This window comes from Streptomyces spiramenti (genome assembly GCF_012034385.1).
Taxonomy (GTDB): Bacteria; Actinomycetota; Actinomycetes; order Streptomycetales; family Streptomycetaceae; genus Streptomyces; species Streptomyces spiramenti.
Genome location: NZ_JAAVJB010000043.1, coordinates 1 through 20920 on the forward strand (window position 1 = coordinate 1; position 20920 = coordinate 20920).

Here is a 20920-nt window from a genome sequence, read left to right on the forward strand (position 1 = left end):
TGCGGGTGTCGCATGCGTTCCACTCGTCGTTGATGGAGCCGATGCTGGCGGAGTTCCGGCGGGTGCTGGAGGGGGTGGAGCACAGGCCGGCGAGGTTGCCGTTGATCTCGACGCTGACCGGCGGGGCGGAGTCGGTGTTCGGTGCCGAGTACTGGGTGCGTCAGGTGCGTGAGTCGGTGCGGTTCGCCGACGCCGTTGCCGCCGGGCAGGTGCAGGGGGTGACGCGGTTCCTGGAGATCGGACCCGACACCACCCTCACCGCCCTCGCCCAACCCTTCATCGCCCCCGACTCTCTGGCCGTCCCGACCACTCGCCCCGGCCACGAGGAGGCGCGCACCCTCGTCGAGGCGGTGGCCCGGCTTCGGACGCTGGGTGCCGCGGTGCACTGGCCCGCGTTCTTCGCCGGGACGGGAGCACGTCGCGTCGACCTGCCGACGTACGCCTTCCAGCGCCGCACGTACTGGCTGCACGCCACTTCCGCCACCGGGGACGCGGCCGGCCTCGGGCAGCAGGACGCCCGGCACCCCCTGCTCCGCGCCGTCGTGTCGCATCCCACCGACGGCGGCGTCGTGCTGACGGGACGTCTCTCCCTCGACATGCAGCCCTGGCTCGCCGATCACCGGGTCCTGGACCGGGTGCTCATGCCCGGTACCGGCTTCGTGGAACTCGCGCTCCGCGCCGGCGAACAGGTCGACTGCCCTCGCGTCGAGGAGCTGACGCTGCTCGCCCCGCTGGTCCTTCCCGACCGGGGCGGCCTCGCCCTCCAGGTCGCGGTGGGCCCCGAGGAGTACGGCCGCCGAGCCGTGGCCGTGCACTCGCGGGGTGAGCGGGACACCTCGTGGACCCGGCACGCTGAGGGTGTCCTGACCCCCGCCGCCCCGGGGGCGGTCGGCGAGGACGTGACCGTGTGGCCGCCGCCGCACGCCACCGAGCTTCCTCTCGACGACGCCTACGCGCTGCTGGCGGACCGCGGCTACGGCTACGGCCCGGCCTTCCAGGGGCTGCGGGCCGCCTGGCGCGGCGCGGACGAGATCTTCGCCGAGGTCGTCGCGGGCCCGGAACTGGCCTCGACCGCACGGGACTTCGGTCTGCATCCCGCGCTGCTGGACATCGCCATGCACGCGGATCTGCTCAATGGCGTGCTCAACGGCGCAGCGGCCTCGACGCTGCTGCCCTTCGCCTGGCGCGGGGTCACCCTGCACGCCTCCGGCGCCGAGGTCCTCCGCGTCCGTATCGGCCAGCTGGACGGCGAGGAGGTCTCGACCATCGCCGTGGCCGACGCAACCGGCGCACCCGTGATGACGGTGGAGTCGCTGGTCTCCCGGCCGGTCTCCGCCGAGCAGCTCGCGCCGGCCGCTTCCGCGGGCCACGACGCGCTGCACCGGATCTCCTGGCGTCCGCTGTCCGGCGCGACCGCGATCGCCGCCGCCCCCGCTGACACCTCGTGGGCCCTGCTCGGCCGAGCCGCGACGGACGAACACGCAGGATACCGCGACCTGGCCGCGCTGGAGGAGGCTCTGGCAAAGGGTGCCGAAGCGCCCGGAACCGTGCTGCTCCCGTGCCCGGACCCCGACCCGGCGGCGACGCCGCCCACCGGCGCGCGCGCCGCTGCCGTCGCGGTGCGGGACGTGCTCGCCGAGTGGCTGTCCTCGCCCCGGTTCACCGCCGCCAGGCTGGTCGTGGTCACTCGGGGCGCCACCGCGCCCGACACCGCCGACGAGCGGCAGGTGCTGCATCACGCCGCCGTGCACGGCGTGGTGCGCGCGGCGCAGGAGGAGAACCCCGGGCGCTTCCACCTGCTCGACGTGGACGAGCGCACCTGGGAGCGGCTGGGGGCCCCGGCCGTCGTCCGCGCGGTCCTCTCCGGCGAGCCGGAGGCCGCGGTGCGAGGCGGCGAGGTGCTGGTGCCGCGGCTCATCCGTGCCGACAGCGCCCCGTCCGCGCGAACGGAGTGGGACCGCACGGGAACCGTCCTGGTGACCGGGGGCACGGGCGGCCTCGGCGTGCTGGTGGCGCGCCACCTGGTGCGCTCCCACGGGGTGCGGCACCTGCTGCTGGTCTCCCGACGCGGGCCGGACGCCCCCGGCGCGGAGCAGGTGCGCGCCGAACTCTCCCGACTGGGCGCCGCGGTCGAGGTGGTGGCGTGCGACGTCGCCGACCGGGCGCAGCTGTCCGATCTCCTGGAACGGATCCCGGAGGCCCACCCGTTGACCGCCGTCGTCCACACGGCCGGCGTCGCCGACGCCGGTCTGACCGGTGACCTGACACCGGAGCAGTTCCGCCGCGTCTTCGCCCCCAAGGCCGACGCCGCGTGGAACCTCCACGAGCTCACCCGCGGCCTTCCGCTCGACGACTTCATCCTCTTCTCCTCGGCCGGGGGACAGGTGCTCGCGGCGGGCCAGGCCAACTACGCCGCCGCCAACGTCTTCCTCGACGCGCTCGCGACCCACCGGCACGCCGCCGGACTGCCCGCCACCTCCGTCGCCTGGGCGCTGTGGGCCGAGAACACCGGCCTCGGCGGCGAGCTCGGCAGCGCCGACCTCGCTCGGATGGCGCGGCTGGGGATGCCCGCGATCAGCGCCGAGGAAGGACTCGCCCTCTTCGACGCGGCACGCGCCTGCGGGCAGCCGGTGGTGACCGCCCTCCGGACGGACCGCGTGGCCCTCGCAGCGCGCGGAGACGAACTCCCAGCGCTCTTGCGAGACTTCGTCGAGCACCGCACGGTCCGGCGAGCCGCCGCCGCTCCGGCCGTCGCGGACAGCCCGCTGCGGCGACGGCTGGCGCAGCTCACCGAGGCCGAGGTCGACCGCACCCTCCTGGAGCTGGTGCAGCAGCACGTCGCGGCCGTGCTCGGCCACGACGGGGCCCAAGCGGTCGCGTCCGGACGCGCCTTCAAGGAGCTGGGCTTCGACTCCCTGGCCGCCGTAGAACTCCGCAACCTTCTCGGCCAGGCCACCGGCGTCAGCCTCCCGGCCACCCTGGTCTTCGACCACCCGACGGCCCGAGCGGTGGCGGACCACCTGAAGGGGAAGCTCACCGACGTCGCGCGGGCCGACGTGGCGAAGGAGATCCGCCGCGCGCCGGCGGCGGGCTCGCCCCGGGACGAGCCGATCGCCATCGTCGGCATGAGCTGCCGCTACCCCGGGGACGTCACCACCCCCGAGGAGTTCTGGACCCTGCTGGCGAACGGCACCGACGCCGTCACCGGATTCCCCACCAACCGCGGTTGGGACACCGAGGGGGTCTACGACCCCGAGCCGGGCCGCCGTGGCAAGACCTACGCCCGCGAGGGCGGCTTCCTGCACCGCGCAGCCGACTTCGACGCCGAGTTCTTCGGCATCGGACCGAACGAGGCCCTGGCCATGGACCCCCAGCAGCGGCTGCTGTTGGAGATCTCCTGGGAGGCTTTCGAACGCGCCGGTATCGACCCCGCCTCGCTGCGCGGCAGCCGCACCGGTGTCTTTGCCGGGGTCATGTACGATGACTACGGCAGCCGCCTCAAGCAGGCGCCGCGCGAGGTCGAGGGGTATCTGGCCAACGGCAGCTCCGGCAGCGTCGTCTCCGGTCGCGTCTCCTACCTGCTGGGCCTCGAAGGCCCCGCGATGACCGTGGACACCGCCTGCTCCTCCTCGCTGGTGGCGCTGCACCTGGCGATCCAGGCGCTGCGCGCGGGTGAGTGCTCCCTGGCGCTGGCCGGTGGTGTGACCGTGCTGTCGGCCACCGACCTGTTCGTGGACTCCAGCCGCCAGGGCGTGCTGTCGCCCGACGGGCGCTGCAAGTCCTTCGCGGCTGCCGCCGACGGCGTCGGCTGGGCCGAGGGCGCCGGCGTGGTGGCGGTGGAGCGGCTCTCCGACGCCCGCCGCAACGGCCATCCGGTGCTGGCCGTCATCCGCGGGTCCGCCGTCAACCAGGACGGCGCCTCCAACGGTCTGACGTCTCCCAACGGGCCGTCCCAGGAACGTGTCATCCGGCAGGCGCTCGCCACCGCCGGGTTGAACCCCACCGACATCGACGTCGTCGAGGCCCATGGCTCCGGTACCCGACTGGGTGACCCGATCGAGGCGCAGGCGCTGCTGGCGACCTACGGTCAGGACCGCGAGCAGGACCGACCGGTGGTCGTCGGTTCGGTCAAGTCCATGATCGGGCACGCCCAGGCCGCGGGCGGAGTGGCCGGCATCATCAAGACTGTCCTGGCCCTCCACCACGAACAGGTACCACGCACCCTGCACCTGGACGCGCCGTCACCGCACGTGGACTGGACCGTGGGACACGTCCACCTCCCCACCGAACCGGCCCCCTGGCCGGCGGGGGAGCGCACCCGACGTGCCGGTGTCTCGTCGTTCGGGATCAGCGGTACCAATGCCCACCTCATCCTGGAGGAAGCGCCCCGGGAGAACCCCACTCCCGCCGTGCCGGTGACCGCGGCGCCGCCCGTGGTGCCCCTGCCACTCGCCGCCCGCAGCGACGACGCGCTGCGCGGCCAGGCTGCGCGTCTCCTCGAACTACTGCGGTCGGGCGACCTGCCCTGGTCGGCGACGGACATCGGCTACTCCCTGGCCACCACCCGTGCCCCGTTGGACCACCGGGCAGTAGTGCTTGCCGGGGCCGACGACGCGGACGGGGCCGAACAGGCACTCCAGGCGCTCGCGGACGGTCGTTCCGACCCGTGCCTGATCACCGGGCGGGCACGGCAGCAGGGACTGTCGGCGTTCCTGTTCTCGGGGCAGGGGTCGCAGCGGGTGGGTATGGGTGAGGGGCTTGGTGGGGCGTTTCCGGTGTTTGCGGCGGCGTTTGATGAGGTGTGTGGGGAGCTTGATCGGTATCTGGATGCGCCGGTGCGGAAGGTGGTTGGCGAGGGTGGTGAGCGGTTGAACGAGACGGTGTGGGCGCAGTCGTCGTTGTTTGCGTTTGAGGTGGCGTTGTTCCGGTTGGTGGAGTCCTGGGGGTTGGCGCCGGATGTGTTGGTGGGTCATTCGATTGGTGAGTTGGCGGCTGCGCATGTTGCGGGGGTGTGGAGTCTGGCGGATGCGTGTGCGGTGGTGGCTGCGCGTGGCCGGTTGATGCAGGCGCTGCCGCAGGGTGGGGCGATGCTCGCGGTCGCCGCTGCCGAGGCGGATGTCGCGGCTGTTCTTTCCGGCATCGAGGGCGCCGGTGTTGCTGCGGTCAACGGGCCTGCATCGGTTGTGGTGTCGGGGACGGTTGAGGCGGTCGCCGCAGTCGAGTCGGTCTGCGAGGACAAGGCCTGGCGGAAGAGCCGCCTGCGGGTGTCGCATGCGTTCCACTCGTCGTTGATGGAGCCGATGCTGGCGGAGTTCCGGCAGGTCCTGGAGGGGGTGGAGCACAAGCCGGCGAAGCTGCCGTTGATCTCGACGCTGACCGGTGAGCCGGAGTCGGTGTTCGGGTCGGAGTACTGGGTGCGTCAGGTGCGGGAGTCGGTGCGGTTCGCCGACGCGGTCGCCGCCGCGCAGGTGCAGGGGGTGACCCGGTTCCTGGAGATCGGACCCGACACCACCCTCACCGCCCTCGCCCAACAGAGCGCAGGCCCGGACACCCTCGCCGTCCCCACCGCACGCCGCGGGCAGGACGAGGGCCGAACCCTCGTCGAAGCAGTGGCCCGTCTCCGGACCCAGGGCGTTGCCGTGGACTGGCCCGCGTTCTTCGCCGGGACGGGAGCACGACGCGTCGACCTGCCGACCTACGCCTTCCAACGCCGCACGTACTGGCTCGACGCCACCCCCGCGACGGGGGACGTGTCCGCGGCCGGGCTCGGCCGGGTCGGTCACCCACTGCTCGGCGCCGTCGTCCCGTCGCCCGAGACGGACGGAGTGGTGCTGACCGGCAGGCTCTCCCTCGACACGCAGCCCTGGCTCGCCGATCACCGGATCCTGGACCGGCTGATCCTGCCCGGCACTGCCTTCGTCGAGCTGGCCATCAGGGCCGGCGACGAGGCAGGATTCCCCGTTGTCGCGGAACTCACGCAGGAAGCAGCGCTGTTGATCCCCGAACGAGGGGGCGTGGCCATCCAGGTAGTGGTGGGGGCCACCGTCGGCGACGGGCACCCGCTGACGATCTACGCGCGCGCCGAGGACTCCCCACCCGGCACCCCGTGGACCCGGCACGCCTCCGGCCTCCTCGCGCGCCATGCGGCACCCTTCGCCGCATCCGCCGCCGACCTGGCACAGTGGCCGCCGCCCGGAGCCGAATCGGTGGACACCGCCGGGATCTACCAGGCGCTCTCCGAACTCGGCTACGGATACGGCCCGATGTTCCAGGGCATGCACCGCGTCTGGCGCAGGGGCGCCGAGGTGTACGCCGAGGTGTCCCTTCCCGAGGGACGGGCCGCGGAGGCGGGAGGCTTCGGATTGCACCCGGCCCTGCTGGACTCGGCGCTCGGGGTCACCGACTTCCTGGCGGGCGGCGATCCGCGGACCCTCCGTGAGACCCGCGTTCCCTTCGCCTGGACCGGCGTCACCCTGCACGCCACCGGCGCCGGCGCCCTGCGGGTCGCGGTCCGCGGTGGTGGCGAGGCCGGGGAACCGTCGTCGCTGACGCTCGCCGACGCCGCGGGCGCCCCGGTGCTGACCGTCGACTCGCTCGCGACACGCCCCGTCGAGGCAGGACAACTGGCGCCGTCGCACCGCGCCGGAGAATCCCTCCACCGCATCGCGTGGACGGAACTGCCACCGGTGCCCGCACCTGCCGCCGCCCCCTGTCCGGACCTCGCCGACGCGCTCGCCCAGGCGGACGCCGGCCGGCCCGCGCCGCCCGTCGTCCTGCTGGACCTGGCCGTCGAACCCCCGGACGCCGAGGACGTCCCGGCCGCCCTGCGTGCGCTGACCCGGCGCGCCCTCGGCGGACTGCGGAACTGGCTGGAGGACGAGCGGTTCGCCGACAGCCGTCTGGTCGTCCGCACGAGCGGCGCCGTCACCGTGGCCCCCGACGACCCCGCGCCGGATCCGGTGCAGGCCGCCGGCTGGGGGTTGGTGCGCGCGGCGCAGGCCGAACACCCGGGACGGCTGCTGCTGACCGACCTGGTCGACGACCCCGGCGCGGCCGGGGCGTTGGCCGCCGTGCTCGCGGCGGACGAACCCGAGACCGCACTCCGCGGCGCCACCCTGCTGGTACCGCGGCTCGTGACCGATCCGCCTCCCGAGGGTTCGGGAACGGACCGCTGGGACCCGGAGGGGACTGTGCTGATCACCGGCGGCACCGGGCTGCTCGGCGGGCTCCTCGCGCGCCGCCTGGTGAAGGGCCACGGCGCCCGGCGGATCCTGCTCACCAGCCGTCGCGGACCGGCCGCTCCGGGAGCGGGAGAATTGCGCGAGGAGCTGACGGCGCTCGGCGCCGAGGTGGAGGTCGCCGCCTGCGACGTCGCGGACCGGGACGCCCTGGCCGCGCTGCTGGACGCCGTCCCGGCGGACCGGCCGCTGACGGCCGTGATCCACGCGGCCGGTCTCATGGACAACGCCGTCACGACCGAGCTCACCCCGGACCACCTGGACCGTGTGCTTCGGCCCAAGGCAGACGCCGCCTGGCACCTGCACGAGCTGACCCGGGACCGGAACCTCGCCGCGTTCGTGCTGCTCTCCTCGGCGGGTGGGTTGGTGATGGCCGCCGGCCAGGGCAACTACGCCGCCGCCAACCTGTTCCTGGACGCGCTCGCCGAGCGCCGCGCGGCCGACGACCTGCCCGCCACCGCCCTTGCCTACGGGCTGTGGGAGGGGACCGCCGACGGCAGCGGCATCGACGCCGAGAGGTTGGCGCGCCAGGGCCTGCCCGCGCTGGCGACCGACGAGGCGCTGGACCTCTTCGACGCCGCCCTCGCCACCGGCCGGCCGGTACTCGTGCCGCTCCGGCTTGACCGGAAGGCGCTCACCGCGCGCACCGCGCTCCCGGCGCTGCTGCGCGGCGAGGTGGCCGAGGCGGCCACCACCCGCCGGGCCGCCCGTACCGAGCCGGTGCGGCAGGACCCGGAGGAACTGCTCGCGCAGCTCGCCGAGTTGTCCCACGAGGAACGGGAACAGCGGATCCGGGAGCTGGTGACCACCCACGCCGCCGGTGTACTGGGCCACGCCGGGGACTCGACCGTGGACGAGGAGCGTGGCTTCACCGACCTCGGACTCGACTCACTGGCCGCCCTGGAACTGCGCAACCGCCTGGGCGCCGCCACCGGGCTGCGGCTCTCGGCGACCCTGATGTTCGACTACCCGACACCGGCCCAACTGGCCACCTATCTCCTGGAGGAGCTGGAGGAGGAACTGGTCGAGCCGGCAGCGGATGCGGGCCCGCCCGACCCCGGCCCGACCGGGCCGCCCGCCGCGGACCCCACCGGGCCACCGGCCGCCGCCGAGACACCGGCCATCGGCAGCATGGATGCCGACGACCTGATCAAACTGGCCATGGGCCGCCGCAGCAGCCGCGCAGGGGAGTGACACCGTGACTGTCGACGACACCGAGAGCACCGCTCCGGAGAACGCCCCCGGAGCCCCGGACACCAGCGCCGATCAGGCCGGGCAACTGGTCGAGGCGTTGCGCGGCACGCTCCTGGAGAACGAGGAACTACGCCAGGAGAACGACCGGTTGCGCGCGAGGGAGACCGAGCCGGTCGCCATTGTCGCCATGGGGTGCCGCTACCCCGGCGGGGTCACGACCCCCGAGGAGTTCTGGCGGCTGCTGGAATCCGGCACCGACGCCGTCACCGGATTCCCCGACGACCGGGGATGGGACCTTCCCGGCCTCTACAGCCCCGAGCCCGGCGAACCCGGCAAGAGCTGCGCCCGCGAGGGCGGGTTCCTGCACGACGCGGCCGACTTCGATCCCGAGTTCTTCGGGATCTCCCCCCGCGAGGCCCGCGCGCTCGACCCGCAGCAGCGGCTCTTCCTGGAGATCTGCTGGGAGGCCGTGGAACGCGCAGGCATCCCCCCGGAGCGGCTGCGCGGCGGGGACACCGGGGTGTTCACCGGCGTGATGTACCACGACTACGGCGCGGGCAGCAGCGACGGCAGCCTCGTCTCCGGCCGGGTGGCGTACACCCTCGGCCTGGAGGGGCCGGCCGTCTCCGTCGACACGGCCTGCTCCTCCTCGCTGGTCGCCCTCCACCTGGCCGCGCGGGCGCTGCGCGCGAGGGAGTGCTCGCTGGCGCTGGCCGGCGGCGTCACCGTGATGGCGCTGCCCGAGATGTTCGTCTACTTCAGCGAACAGCGCGGTCTCGCCCGGGACGGCCGGTGCAAGGCGTTCTCCGCCGAGGCGGACGGCGTCGGCTGCGCCGAGGGCGCTGGAGTGCTGCTGCTCGAACGGCTCTCCGACGCCGAACGCAACGGGCACCCGGTACTGGCGGTGCTGCGCGGCACCGCGGTCAACCAGGACGGCGCCTCCAGCGGGTTCACCACCCCCAACGGCCCCGCCCAGCAGCGCGTCATCCGCAGCGCACTGGCCGACGCCGGGCTGCGGCCCGCGGAGGTGGACGTGGTCGAGGCACACGGCACCGGCACCACCCTCGGCGATCCCATCGAGGCGCAGGCGCTGCTCGGCACCTACGGTCGTGACCGTCCCGACGGCCGCCCGCTGCTGCTGGGATCGGTGAAGTCGAACGTCGGCCACACCCAGGCCGCCGCCGGTGTTGCCGGTGTCATCAAAACCGTGCTCGGGCTCCAGCACGGCCGTCTGCCCCGCACCTTGCACGCGGCCGAGCCCTCCCCGCACGTGGACTGGTCCAGCGGCACGTTGCGGCTGGCCACTGAGGCGCAGGAGTGGCCCGCCGGGGAACGCGTCCGTCGCGCCGGCGTGTCCTCCTTCGGGATCAGCGGTACCAACGCGCACGTCATCGTCGAGGAACCGCCCGTCCCCGCCGCCGGCACCGGCGACCACCCGGAGCGGAGGGCGGGCGACCGGCCCGGCCCGGGCGCCGTGCTGCCCTGGCCGCTGGCGGCCCGCTCCGAGGAGGCGCTGCGCGCCCAGGCGGCGCGGCTGCTGGAGTGGACCGGCACCGCCCCCGACGTCCCACTGCCCCACATCGCTCACTCCCTCACCCGGCAGCGCACCGCGTTCGACCACCGCGCCGTCGCCCTGGGGCGCGACCGCGACGAACTGCGCGCGGCGCTCGCCGCCGTCGCGGACGGCGTCCAGGCCGCCGGCGTGGCACGCGGCACGGCCCGCCCCCGGGGCCGCACCGCCTTTCTCTTCTCCGGACAGGGCGGACAGCGACCCGGTATGGGAGCCGAACTGGCCGCGGCCTTCCCCGCCTTCGCGGAGGCGTTCGACGCCGCCTGCGAGGCGCTCGACCCCCACCTGGGACACCTCGAACTCCCGCTCCGTGCAGCGCTCTTCGCCGACCCGCAAGGTCCGGACGCCGCGGTGATGCACCGCACCGACTACGCGCAGGCGGCGCTGTTCGCCCTCCAGACCGCACAGTTCCGACTGCTGGAGTCCTGGGGGGTGACGCCCGACGCGGTCGCCGGCCACTCCATCGGCGAGATCACCGCCGCGCACGCCGCGGGGATGCTCTCACTCGACGACGCCGCTGCCCTGGTCGCCGCCCGCGGCAGGCTGATGGCCGGGCTTCCCGGCGGGGGAGCCATGGCCGCCGTCACCGCCCCCGAGGCGGAGGTGCTGCCCCTGCTGGCCGTCCACGACGGCCTTGCGCTCGGCGCCGTCAACGGCCCCTCCTCGGTGGTGATCTCGGGCCCCGAGACCTCGGTGGAGGCCGCTGCCGCCGACCTCGTCGCGGCCGGCCACCGCGTCAGGCGCCTGCGCGTCTCGCACGCCTTCCATTCCCCGCTGATGGAACCCGTCCTGGAGGACTTCCGCGCCGAGGCCGCCGCGATCACGCACCGGCCTCCCCGGCTCGCCGTGGTCTCCACGGCCACCGGGGAGGAACTGCCGGCCCGACAGCCCGTCACCGCCGAGTACTGGGCACACCAGCTCCGCGGCACCGTCCGCTACGGCGACGCGGTGGCCACCCTGGCCCGGCTCGGTGTCCGCCGAGCCGTGGAACTCGGCCCGGACGCCGTGCTCAGCGGCCTCACCGAGGAGAACACCGGCGATATCGCCGTCCTCCCGCTGCTCCGGCCCGGCCAGGCGGAGGACGCCACGACCCTGATGGCGGTGGCGCGACTGCACACCGAAGGCGCACCGGTCGGGTGGGAGCAGCTGCTGGAGCGCCACGGGGGCCGTCCCACCCCGCTGCCGACCTACGCTTTCCAGCGCAGCCGCTACTGGCAGGACACGCGGGCCTCCGGAGACGGCCCGGCGGCCCTCGGCCAGACCGCGGCCGGCCACCCGCTGATCGGCGCCGTCGTCCGCACCGGCGACAGCCACGACACCGTCCTCACCGGACGCATCTCGCCGCGCACCCACCCCTGGGTCGCCGACCACCGCGTCGGCGGCGAGATCGTCTTCCCCGGGACCGCCTTCGTCGAACTCGCCGTCCGAGCAGGCGACGAGACGGGCTGCCCGCACGTCGAGGAGCTCACGCTGCACGCACCCCTGCGGCTGGCCCCGGACGCCACCGTCGACCTCCGGGTGGTCGCCGCAGCCCCCGACCCCGACGCGCGCCGGACCGTCACCGTGTACTCCCGCCCGGCCGGCGCCCGACGCGACGACGGCTGGGTGCGGCACGCCGCCGGTCTCCTCGGCCCCAAGGCGCCCGCCGCCCCGCGGCCGGCCCCGTGGAACCCCGACGGGGCGCAGGCGCTGCCCACGGACACCCTGTACGCGGACCTCGCCCGCCGCGGTCACGACTTCGGACCCGTGTTCCGCGGCATCCGCGCCGCCCACATCCGCGGCGAGGAGACCTACGTCGAGATCAGCCTGCCGGAGACGGCCCGCGACGACGCCACGCGGTTCGGGCTGCATCCGGCCGCGCTGGACGCGGCCCTGCAACTGGTGGACCTCCCCGGCAGCGAGGGCGGTTCCCTGCTGCTCTTCGCCTGGAGCGGCGTCACCCTGCACGCCGCCCACGCCACCGACGTGCGGGCCCGGATCACGCCCCGCGGTCCCGGCACGGTCTCCCTGGAACTGACCGACCCGACCGGCGCGCCCGTGGTGACCGTCGACTCCGTCACCCTCCGGCCCATGCCACCCGCCGAGGGCGATACCGCCCCGAGCGCCACCGCCCTGCCGCTCTACCGGATCGACTGGCTGCCGCTGCCCACCGACACCGCCGAGCCCCGGCCCGGTGGCTGCGCAGTCCTCGGGGACCGGCCGGAGCCGCTCGCCGGCGCCCTCCGCGAGGCGGGCGTCGAGCCCTCGGCCTTCCCCGGCCTGCCGGAGCTGCGCCGCCGACTCGACGACGGAGGCGAAGCCCCGGGCACCGTCTTCCTCCCCCTGCCGTGCCCGGCCGCCGGAGAGACGCTGCCCACCGCCACCCGCCGGGCCGCCCACGACGCCCTGCGGCTCGCCCACGACTGGCTCGCCGACGAACGGCTCGCCCGGTCCCGGCTCGTCCTGGTCACGCGCGGCGCGATCGCCGCCACGGCCGGGGACACCGTGCCCGCCCTGGCCCACGCGCCGCTGTGGGGGATGCTGCGCGCCGCCCAACTCGAACAGCCCGGAAGGTTCGGGCTGCTCGACCTCGGCGAGCAGCCCGGAACCGACGGCCCGACGGCGCTGCCGGTCCCCGACCTGCTCCGCGCCGCCGGGAGCGACGAGCCCGCCGTCGCCGTCCGCGAGGGACGCGTCCTCGTCGCCAGGATGGCCGTCGCCGACGACACGACGGACACCGCGCCCGCTTTCGCCCCCGAGGGGACCGTCCTGGTCACCGGCGGGACCGGCGCGCTGGGCGCGCTGATCGCCCGCCACCTCGTCACGGAGCACGGCGTCCGCCACCTGCTGCTGACCTCCCGCCGCGGCGCCGACGCACCCGGCGCGGCAGAGCTCCGCGACGACCTGGCCGACCTCGGTGCGACGGTCACCGTCGCCGCCTGCGACGTCACCGACCGCGACCAACTCGCCGGTCTGATCCGAGCCGTCCCCGCCGGGCAGCCGCTCACCGCGGTGCTCCACACGGCGGGAGTCCTGGACGACGGCATCCTCACCGCGCTGACACCGGACCGGCTGGACACCGTGCTGCGCCCCAAGGTCGACGCCGGCTGGCTGCTCCACGAACTGACCCGCGACCTGGAGCTCGCCGCCTTCGTGCTCTTCTCCTCCGTGGCCGGCGCCATGGGCGCGGCAGGCCAGGCCAACTACTCGGCGGCCAACTCCTTCACCGACTCCCTCGCCGAGCACCGGCACGCCCGGGGGCTCCCCGCGACGTCCCTGGCCTGGGGGCTGTGGGCAGGGGGAGGCATGGGGGGAAACCTCCAGGACGCGGACGTGCAGCGCATGAGGCGCACCGGGGTCCTCGGCTTCTCCGCCGCCGAAGGGCTCGCCCTGTTCGACGCCGCGCTGCGGCACCGCGAACCCGTACTGCTGCCCGTGCGGTTGGAGTTGAGCACCATGGCGGAGAGAACCGAGCCCGCCCCCGCGGTCCTCCGCCGCCTGCTGCCCTCGCCCGTCCGTCGCACCGCGGCCGGCGCCGCGACGGAGAGCTGGGCACAGCGGCTCGCCGGACTCTCCGCGGAGGAGGCCGAACGGGCTCTGCTCGCTCTCGTGCGCGCCGAGACCGCGACCCTCCTGGGCTACGACCGCACCCGCACCGTCGACCCCGAACGCGGCTTCCTGGAACTGGGCTTCGACTCCCTGATGGGAGTCGAGCTGCGGAATCGACTGCACGAGCACACCGGCGTGCGCCTGCCTGCGACCCTGGTCTTCGACCACCCGACCACGGCCGCGGTCACGCGGCTGCTGGTCGCCGAACACATCGGCAGCGGCGGTGAGTCCATCCCCGACGCCGTGCCCGCGTCCGACCTCGCCGCCCGTATCGGCGCGCTGGAACGAGCCCTGGCCGCGGCCACCCCCGAGCAGCGGCGCGACCCCGGAATCCCCGCCCGCCTTCGGGAACTCGCCTCGGCCTGGACGGAGTCCGGCAACGACGGCGAAGGCGCCGGTGCGCTGGAGTCGGTCAGCGCCGACGAGCTCTTCCAGATCCTCGACGAGGAGCTCGAACAGGGCACCTGACGCCGCCGGCCGGGCACCGCCTGCATGCGGTACCCGGCCGGAGTTCCCCAGCTCGGGGTCGGGCGGTGGAAGCGCCGGGAGACCGGGCCCTGTCTGGTAGGTCCCACCTGGCCCGCGGTGTCTGGCCCGCGATGTCTGGCCCGCGGTGTCCGGCCCGCGGCGTTCACCGGACAGGAGCTAGGCAGCTTCCTGGTGCGCCGCCAACTCGGTCGGCAGATCCGTGCGGCGGTTCACGTTGAGCTTGCGGTACGCCCGCGTCAGGTGCTGCTCCACGGTACTGACCGTGATGTACAGCTTGCGGCCGATCTCCCGGTTGGTGTGCCCGAACGCGGCGAGCGCCGCGACCTTCCGCTCCGCCTCGCTCAACGCCACCATCCCCTCACCCTGCACCGCGTCCGCGGCGGGCTCGCGCCGCGGACGCTCGGACGGCGGACGGTGCGCCTGCGCGGTGCCGGCGACCTCGGCGCTGCACGCCTTGGCCTCCTGGTCGGCACGCCTGGCCACCAGCCGGGCCTGGTCGAGCTCGTCCAGCGCCTGGTGCGTCTGTCCGAGGTCCGCCAGCGCCCGCGCCAGCTCCAGCCTGTCCCCGCAGTGCTCCAGGGACTGGATCGCGTCCTGCAACCGCGGCACCCGCTCGGCGGGCGGACTCCCGGCGGCGACCAGCCGCAGGGAGATGCCGCGGACCCAGGCGTCCCGGGCGGCGGCGGGCAGCTCCAACTGCTCCGTCGCCAGTGCCCTGGCTTTCTTCGGCTGACCCAACTGGAGGTGGGCCTGCGCCAGGTCGCTCCGCCAGGGGATCAGCCCCGGGATGTCCATCCGGCCCTCGCGGGCCAGCGCCCCGCAGCGCTCGAACTCCTCGATGGCCGCGAAGGGCCGCCCGGTGGCGAGGTGATAGTGGCCGCCCGCCCGGAGGTACTGGAGTCCGGAGACCGTCGTGGCCATGGCGTCCGGGACGGCGCGCTCCAGTTCCTTGCCGGCCCGCTCGTGGTTGCCCATGGCCGTGTGCGCGAGCACCAGCACCGACAGCGGGAACCCGATGAGCACCCCCCAGCTCTGTGCGTGGAGGAGCCCCAGGGCGACCTCGGCCCGCGCCGCGGCGGTGGCCATGTCGCCGCGCCGCAGCGCCATGTGCGCGCTGACCGTGCCCAGCAGCGCCTGCCAGGTCACCGCCCCCTGCCGGACCGCCTCGGCCATCAGCGTCTCGAACCAGTACTGCGCGCGCCGGGAGTGCCCCTCCCGGTCCATGATGAGGATGGCCAGGGCGCTGGCCTCCGGAACGGTGTCGCTGATCTGCCCCTGCAGGATCCGCTCCGCGGAGTGCATCAGCTCGTTGCGGGCGTTCTGCGAGCGGGTCGCGGTCGCCCGCGACCACGACGGCGTGAACGGCGGCTTCCGGTTGCCGGCGAGGACGGTGCTCCGGTCCGGATGGTCGTAGGGCACGCCGTGGACCAGCTCGTAGCACATGGAGAGCTGCGCCACGAGCCGCGTGTCCCCGGTCCCGACCGACTCCAGCAGGGCCGCGACGGGTTCCGCCGCCCCCTCGGTGTCGCCCTGCCAGAGCAGATGCCGGATGAGGGAGAGCAGGTCCCGCTGTCCGAGCCGCCCTTCGGCCATCGCCTGTCGCAGCGCGGGCAGGTGCCTGACCGCGGCCAGCGGGTTCACCCGCCAGGCCACCTCCACCAACTCGGTCCGGAAGAAGAGCTGGTCCCGCTCCTCGCAGTCGCGAAGCGCCAACTCCAGGCCCTTGACGGTCAGTTCCACCTCCTCCTCGGTTGCGGCCTTGCGCGCCGCCTGGCGGAGTATCGGAACCGCCCACGGGCCGGGCAGCTGGTCGGCACTGACGATGTGCCGGGTGATCTCCAAGGTCTCCGCGCCGGACTCGTAGAGGAGCTCGGCCGCCTTGGCGTGGAGGTGACCGCGAACACCGGGGGGCAACCCCTCCAGCACCGCCGCGCTGATCTCCGGGTGACGGAAGGAGCATCCCCTGGCGAGGCCGGCCATCTCCAGCACGTTCAGGGACTGGCCCACGCATTCGGGCGTCACGTCCAGGAGCTGGGCGACCCGCTTGGGGTCGGCGGACGACCCCAGGACGGCCACTCCCTCCGCCACGTCGGACAGGGCCCGGTCCCAGCGGTGCAGGCAGTCCCGTACCGCCCGGCGGTAGGCCACGCCCAGGACGCCGCTGCCCACCGGTCCGTGCCGGTGCGGAGGCCCGGTGCGGACGTCCTCCACGAACCCCTTGATCAGCAGGGGGTTGCCTCCGGACAGGTCGCTGCAGCGGGCGACCAGTTCAGGGGTCGCGGCGTCGCCGAGTTCCTGCGCCAGCAGCTCGGCGGTACCGCGCTCGCTCAGCTGGCGCAGCACGATGCGGCAGTGCGGCTGCTGGGTGTACTCCGTCAGCAGTCGGGAGCGTGGGTTCGCGGGACACGTCCACTCGGTGAACAGCAGGACCACCCGCGAGGAGCGGATGCGCCTGCGCAGGCGCAGCAGCGTCTGCAGGGTCGCGGGATCGGCGAACTGGACGTCGTCCACGGCGATGACGACGGGTTGCGCCCGGGACGTCTCCAGCAGCGCGTCGCACAACTCCCGTGCCCGGGAGTCGTTCTCCGCCTCGGAGTCGGACCGCTCCCCGCCCAGCCCCGACTCCACCAGCTCCCTGAGGTGCCCAGGGAGAGCGGCGCTGCGGCAGAGCTGGGACAGCACACCGTGGCGGGCGTGCGTCTCGGCACGGGCGCCGGCGGCGGAGAGGACCAGTGCACCCGCGTCCAGGGCGACATCCTGGAATTCCTGCATCAGCGCGGTCTTCCCACTGGCCAGCCCTCCACTGGCCATGACGAAGTGACCGCGGCCGTTGACGCACTCCTGGAGGATCTCTCGCAGGGAGTGCAGCGCGTGCCCTCGATCTATTAACATGATGAATGCCCCCTTCCGATCCATGCGTTGGCGGCCCGGCCGGGAACTGCTACCGGGAGGGAGCGGCTGGGGGACTCCTCGCGGATGCTGCTGTCGCGCAGGAGGTGCTGGCGGTGAATCCCCGAGTTCACATCCATATGATTCCTGTCTCTCGGCCTGCGCCGGGCCGACCGGGCGCCATGTCCACTTCGTGTGCGATCCATGGCAGACCGATCCGCCGGGCCCCCTGTCGGCGGCCGGATAGGTGATCCGTCTGTAGTCATGTCTGAGGCTGGTTCTCTGCCGCGCGGATTGCTGGGGACGGCTCTGTGCTACCTGCGTGAAGCGTTCTCGCTCGTGCTTCGGTCCGCCCTTGGTCGCACCGGATCACCTTTGTGGGCGAAATGACCGATGGAGGGGGTTGCAGGGGTCGGTTCAGGAGGCGGCTAATCCTGGATGTTCCGCGGTTTGCTTCTGATTCATTTGGGGGGGTTTCGATCTCGGGGCTTCTGTCTCGCGGGATCCGTGGTCTCACTGTGTATCCCGCGCACCCCTAGGGGGAGGTTCGGCGTGCGAAGATTTTGCGTCGTAATCTAGCCATGGTCAAGTACCGACAGACGGACAGTAGTTGACCGAGGACGCCAGATGCCCGAAAGCTGATCGCCGCTACCAGTGATTTTGCGGCGCAGTGCCCGTCTGCGGACCGGTTCCGGGAAACCCGGGCCTGTTTCGGGCGCGTGGCGTCTGTCCGGAGCGCAGCCATCGGTGAGGCCGCGCGGGGCGTCCGGCAGGGGCCCGGATGGCCCCCTGCCGGATGGTCGTCCCGGCGCCGGCGTCGGAATAGGGGCCCCTAGTGAGGGCCTGGGGCCACTGCGGGTGCGGTCAACCGTCGGTGGCCGCCTATTGTGCGCCGCATGGCTTCGATAATGGTGACAGGAGCGGCCGGCTTCATTGGCTCGCACTTCGTGCGGTACTGGCTGGAGAACAACCCCGCCGACACCGTGGTAGCGCTCGACGCCCTGACCTACGCGGGCACCGAGAGCAATCTGGCGGACGTGCGCCCGGGGGTGGTGTTCGTGCACGCCGGCATCGGCAGCCAGGAGGCGCGGAAAGCGCTGGTGGAGCACGGCGTCACCACCGTCGTCAACTTCGCCGCCGAGTCGCACAACAGCCTGGCCGTCCTCGACCCCGGACGCTTCTTCCGGACCAATGTGCTGGAGACCCAGGAGCTGTTGGAGTCCTGCCGCCACAGCGGTGTGGAGCGGTTCCACCACATCTCGACGTGCGAGGTCTACGGGGACCTCGCCCTGGACAGCGACGAGATGTTCACCGAGGACAGCCCCTACCGGCCGCGGACCCCCTACAACGCCAGCAAGGCGGGCGCGGACCACGCCGTGCGGTCGTACCACGAGACCTTCGGGCTCCCGGTGACCATCACCAACTGCGCCAACAACTACGGCTCCCACCAGTTCCCCGAGAAGGTCCTGCCGCTCTTCACCACCCGCGCCCTGGACGGCGAGCCTCTTCCCGTGTACGAGTCCAGCGACAACCGCCGCGAGTGGATCCACGTCCTGGACCACTGCCGCGCCATCGCCGCCGTGCTCGACGGCGGGCGGATCGGCGACACCTACCACGTCGGCACGGGCGTCGAGGCCAGCGTGCGCGAGCTCGCCGATCTCGTGCTCGACGAACTCGGCCTGCCCTCCTCGTTGAAGCGGACGGTCCCCGACCGGCCGGGACACGACCGCAGGTACCTGCTCGACTCGGAGAAGATCCGCCGCGAGCTGGGATGGTCCCCCCGGATCCCCTTCGACGAGGGTGTCCGTGACACCATCCGCTGGTACGCCGCCAACCGGAGCTGGTGGGAGCCGCTGCGGGGTCGCAGCCCCGTCACCGAGGGCGCGCCCGCCACGGCGCCCGCCTCCACGCCCTAGGTTGTCCGGTACGTGGCGCCGCGGGCCAGGCGGGATCCACCAGACAGGCCCCAGGCTCCTGTCCGGCGCCGTCCCGCCCGACCGACGGCGGCCGGTGCGGCCCGCGACCTCGCCCCGCGCGAGCGGGACGGGCACGAGCCCGCGACCCTCGGTCCCGCGACGCGCCGTCCCGGCCGCCGCGGGACCGATCGGCGCCGGTTCCGGGCCAGTTCCGGGCCGGTTCCGGACGAGCGATGCCGCGGGACCGAACAGAACGGAGAGACTGAGGGCATGACGACGGAAACCGACACCAGCACCTGGATCCGGCGCTTCCGCCCGGCGCCCGAGGCAGCCGTGCGACTGGCCTGCTTCCCCCACGCGGGCGGCTCCGCCAGCTACTTCCATCCGGTCGCCCAGGCACTGGCCCCCGCGGCCGAGGTGCTGGCGGTGCAGTACCCGGGCCGTCAGGACCGCCACCGGGAGCCGTGCCTGGAGTCCGTCGCGGAACTGGCGGACGGCGCCACCGCCGCGCTCCGTCCCTGGGCAGGGAAGCCGCTGGCTCTCTTCGGCCACAGCCTGGGCGCCATCGTCGCCTTCGAGGTGGCACTCCGCCTCAGCCGCGAGGGCTCCGCCCCGGTCAGCCTGATCGCGTCCGGCCGCCGCGCGCCCTCCCGCTACCGGGACGAGTCCCTGCACCAGGCGTCCGACGGCCGCCTCCTCAGCGAGGTGGACCGGCTCAGCGGCACCGCCGCGGGCATCCTCGACGACCCCGACCTGGTACGGATGCTGCTGCCCGCCCTGCGGGCGGACTACCGCGCCGTCGAGCGCTACCGCAGCGAACCCGGCGCCGCGGTGGACTGCCCGGTGCTGGTGCTGACCGGCGACCAGGACCCGCTCACCACCCTGGAGGAAGCACGGGCCTGGGAGGCCCACACCACGGGCGACTGCACCGTCGACGTCTACCCGGGCGGGCACTTCTACCTCAACGACCACGCGCCGAAGGTGATCGCCGCCATCTCTGATCATCTGAGCGGCACGGTCGGCAGCGCTTCCTGACGACGGGTCGGCCGGACACCCCGTGGAGCCGCCGGCCGACCGATGGAGACGTCCCGGCGCCGATGTCCACCGCTCACGACGGCCGAGCGGGACCGTGCGCGGCGCCGGCGGTGGACTCGGCCCGCCTCGTCGTTACCCCGCGCGGGGTGGCCGGGGGAGTAGCGTCGGCGCCATGGACTCTCGCACCGTTGTGGAACGCGCCCAGCGCCTCAGGCACCTGCACTCCGACCACGCGCCGCTCGTACTGCCGACCGTCTGGGACGTGTGGTCGGCGCGCACCGCCGCCGCGGCCGGCTTCCCGGCTCTGACGATCGGCAGCCATCCGCTGGCGGACGCGCGCGGCGCGGCCGACCAGGAGGGCCAGACGTTCGAGGACGTCCTCGCCGCCGTCCGGCCGATTATCGCGTCGGTCGAGGTACCCGTCTCCGTCGACCTGGAGGCCGGTTACGGACGGGAGCCCGCTGAACTGGTGGCGGGGCTGGTGGAGGTCGGCGGTGTCGGCGTCAACATCGAGGACACCGTCCACTCGGACGGCGGGCGGGTGCGCACCACGGAGGAACACGCCGCCTTCGTCGCCGGTCTCCGCGAGGCGGCCGACGCCGCGGGTGTCCCGCTCTGGGTCAACGGCCGCACCGACCTCTTCCTGCACGCGGCGAACGCCGCCGACGTCCTCGACGAGGCGATCGAGCGGCTGCGGGCGCTGGCCCGCGCCGGAGCCGACAGCGTCTACCCGGTGCGTATCCAGGACGACGACGAGCTGCTCGCCGCGGTGGTCGGCGCCGTCGGTGTGCCGGTGAACTCCACCGCCCATCCGGTCAAGCACGACCTGGAGCGCTTCCGCCGCCTCGGCGTCGGCCGGGTCACCTACGGACCGCTGCTCCAATTCGCCCTGACCGACGCGATGTCGGAGATGCTCGCCCCCTGGGCGCCGTAGCCGCGCCTCCCTGCACGGGGGCGGGGGCGAGTGGGACGCACGTGCCGGCGCCGCACTCACCGGCTGG

6 protein-coding genes are annotated in these 20920 nt (G+C 73.8%); 5 read left to right on the top strand and 1 reads right to left on the bottom strand.

All coding sequences use genetic code 11. From position 1 onward, the window contains the following. Positions 1–32 precede the first annotated feature (32 nt). Both HCJ92_RS08155 and HCJ92_RS08160 read left to right on the top strand, forming a co-directional pair. Positions 33–8432 (top strand): type I polyketide synthase, encoded by an 8400-nt coding sequence (locus tag HCJ92_RS08155; RefSeq protein WP_167932789.1) that lies wholly within the window; start codon positions 33–35, stop codon positions 8430–8432. A 4-nt stretch (positions 8433–8436) separates the two neighbouring features. Next, a complete protein-coding gene (locus HCJ92_RS08160; RefSeq protein WP_167932790.1) occupies positions 8437–14058 on the top strand; it encodes a type I polyketide synthase in 5622 nt (1873 codons plus the stop codon). Between the two features lie 177 nt (positions 14059–14235). Here HCJ92_RS08160 and HCJ92_RS08165 read toward each other — a convergent pair whose 3' ends face one another. After that, positions 14236–16971 carry an AAA family ATPase gene (locus HCJ92_RS08165; protein ID WP_167932791.1) on the bottom strand — a complete coding sequence of 912 codons (2736 nt, stop codon included), beginning with the start codon at positions 16969–16971 and terminating at the stop codon, positions 14236–14238. Between the two features lie 893 nt (positions 16972–17864). Between HCJ92_RS08165 and rfbB the strand changes: the two genes are divergently transcribed. From rfbB to HCJ92_RS08180, 3 genes are all read left to right on the top strand, one after another. Then, complete coding sequence (gene rfbB, locus HCJ92_RS08170) at positions 17865–18884, top strand: dTDP-glucose 4,6-dehydratase (protein ID WP_167932792.1); 1020 nt, start codon at positions 17865–17867, stop codon at positions 18882–18884. A 270-nt stretch (positions 18885–19154) separates the two neighbouring features. Next, a complete protein-coding gene (locus HCJ92_RS08175; protein WP_167932793.1) occupies positions 19155–19919 on the top strand; it encodes a thioesterase II family protein in 765 nt (254 codons plus the stop codon). A gap of 172 nt (positions 19920–20091) precedes the next feature. Further along, positions 20092–20853 (top strand): isocitrate lyase/PEP mutase family protein, encoded by a 762-nt coding sequence (locus HCJ92_RS08180; protein ID WP_167932794.1) that lies wholly within the window; start codon positions 20092–20094, stop codon positions 20851–20853. The last annotated feature ends 67 nt before the right edge of the window (positions 20854–20920 follow it).

Excerpts from the sequence above, each read along its gene's own strand:
- rfbB (WP_167932792.1), top strand. The coding sequence starts at position 17,865 with ATGGCTTCGATAATGGTGACAGGAGCGGCCGGCTTCATTGGCTCGCAC.
- HCJ92_RS08155 (WP_167932789.1), top strand. The coding sequence starts at position 33 with ATGGAGCCGATGCTGGCGGAGTTCCGGCGGGTGCTGGAGGGGGTGGAG.
- HCJ92_RS08175 (WP_167932793.1), top strand. The coding sequence starts at position 19,155 with ATGACGACGGAAACCGACACCAGCACCTGGATCCGGCGCTTCCGCCCG.
- HCJ92_RS08180 (WP_167932794.1), top strand. The coding sequence starts at position 20,092 with ATGGACTCTCGCACCGTTGTGGAACGCGCCCAGCGCCTCAGGCACCTG.
- HCJ92_RS08165 (WP_167932791.1), bottom strand. The coding sequence starts at position 16,971 with ATGTTAATAGATCGAGGGCACGCGCTGCACTCCCTGCGAGAGATCCTC.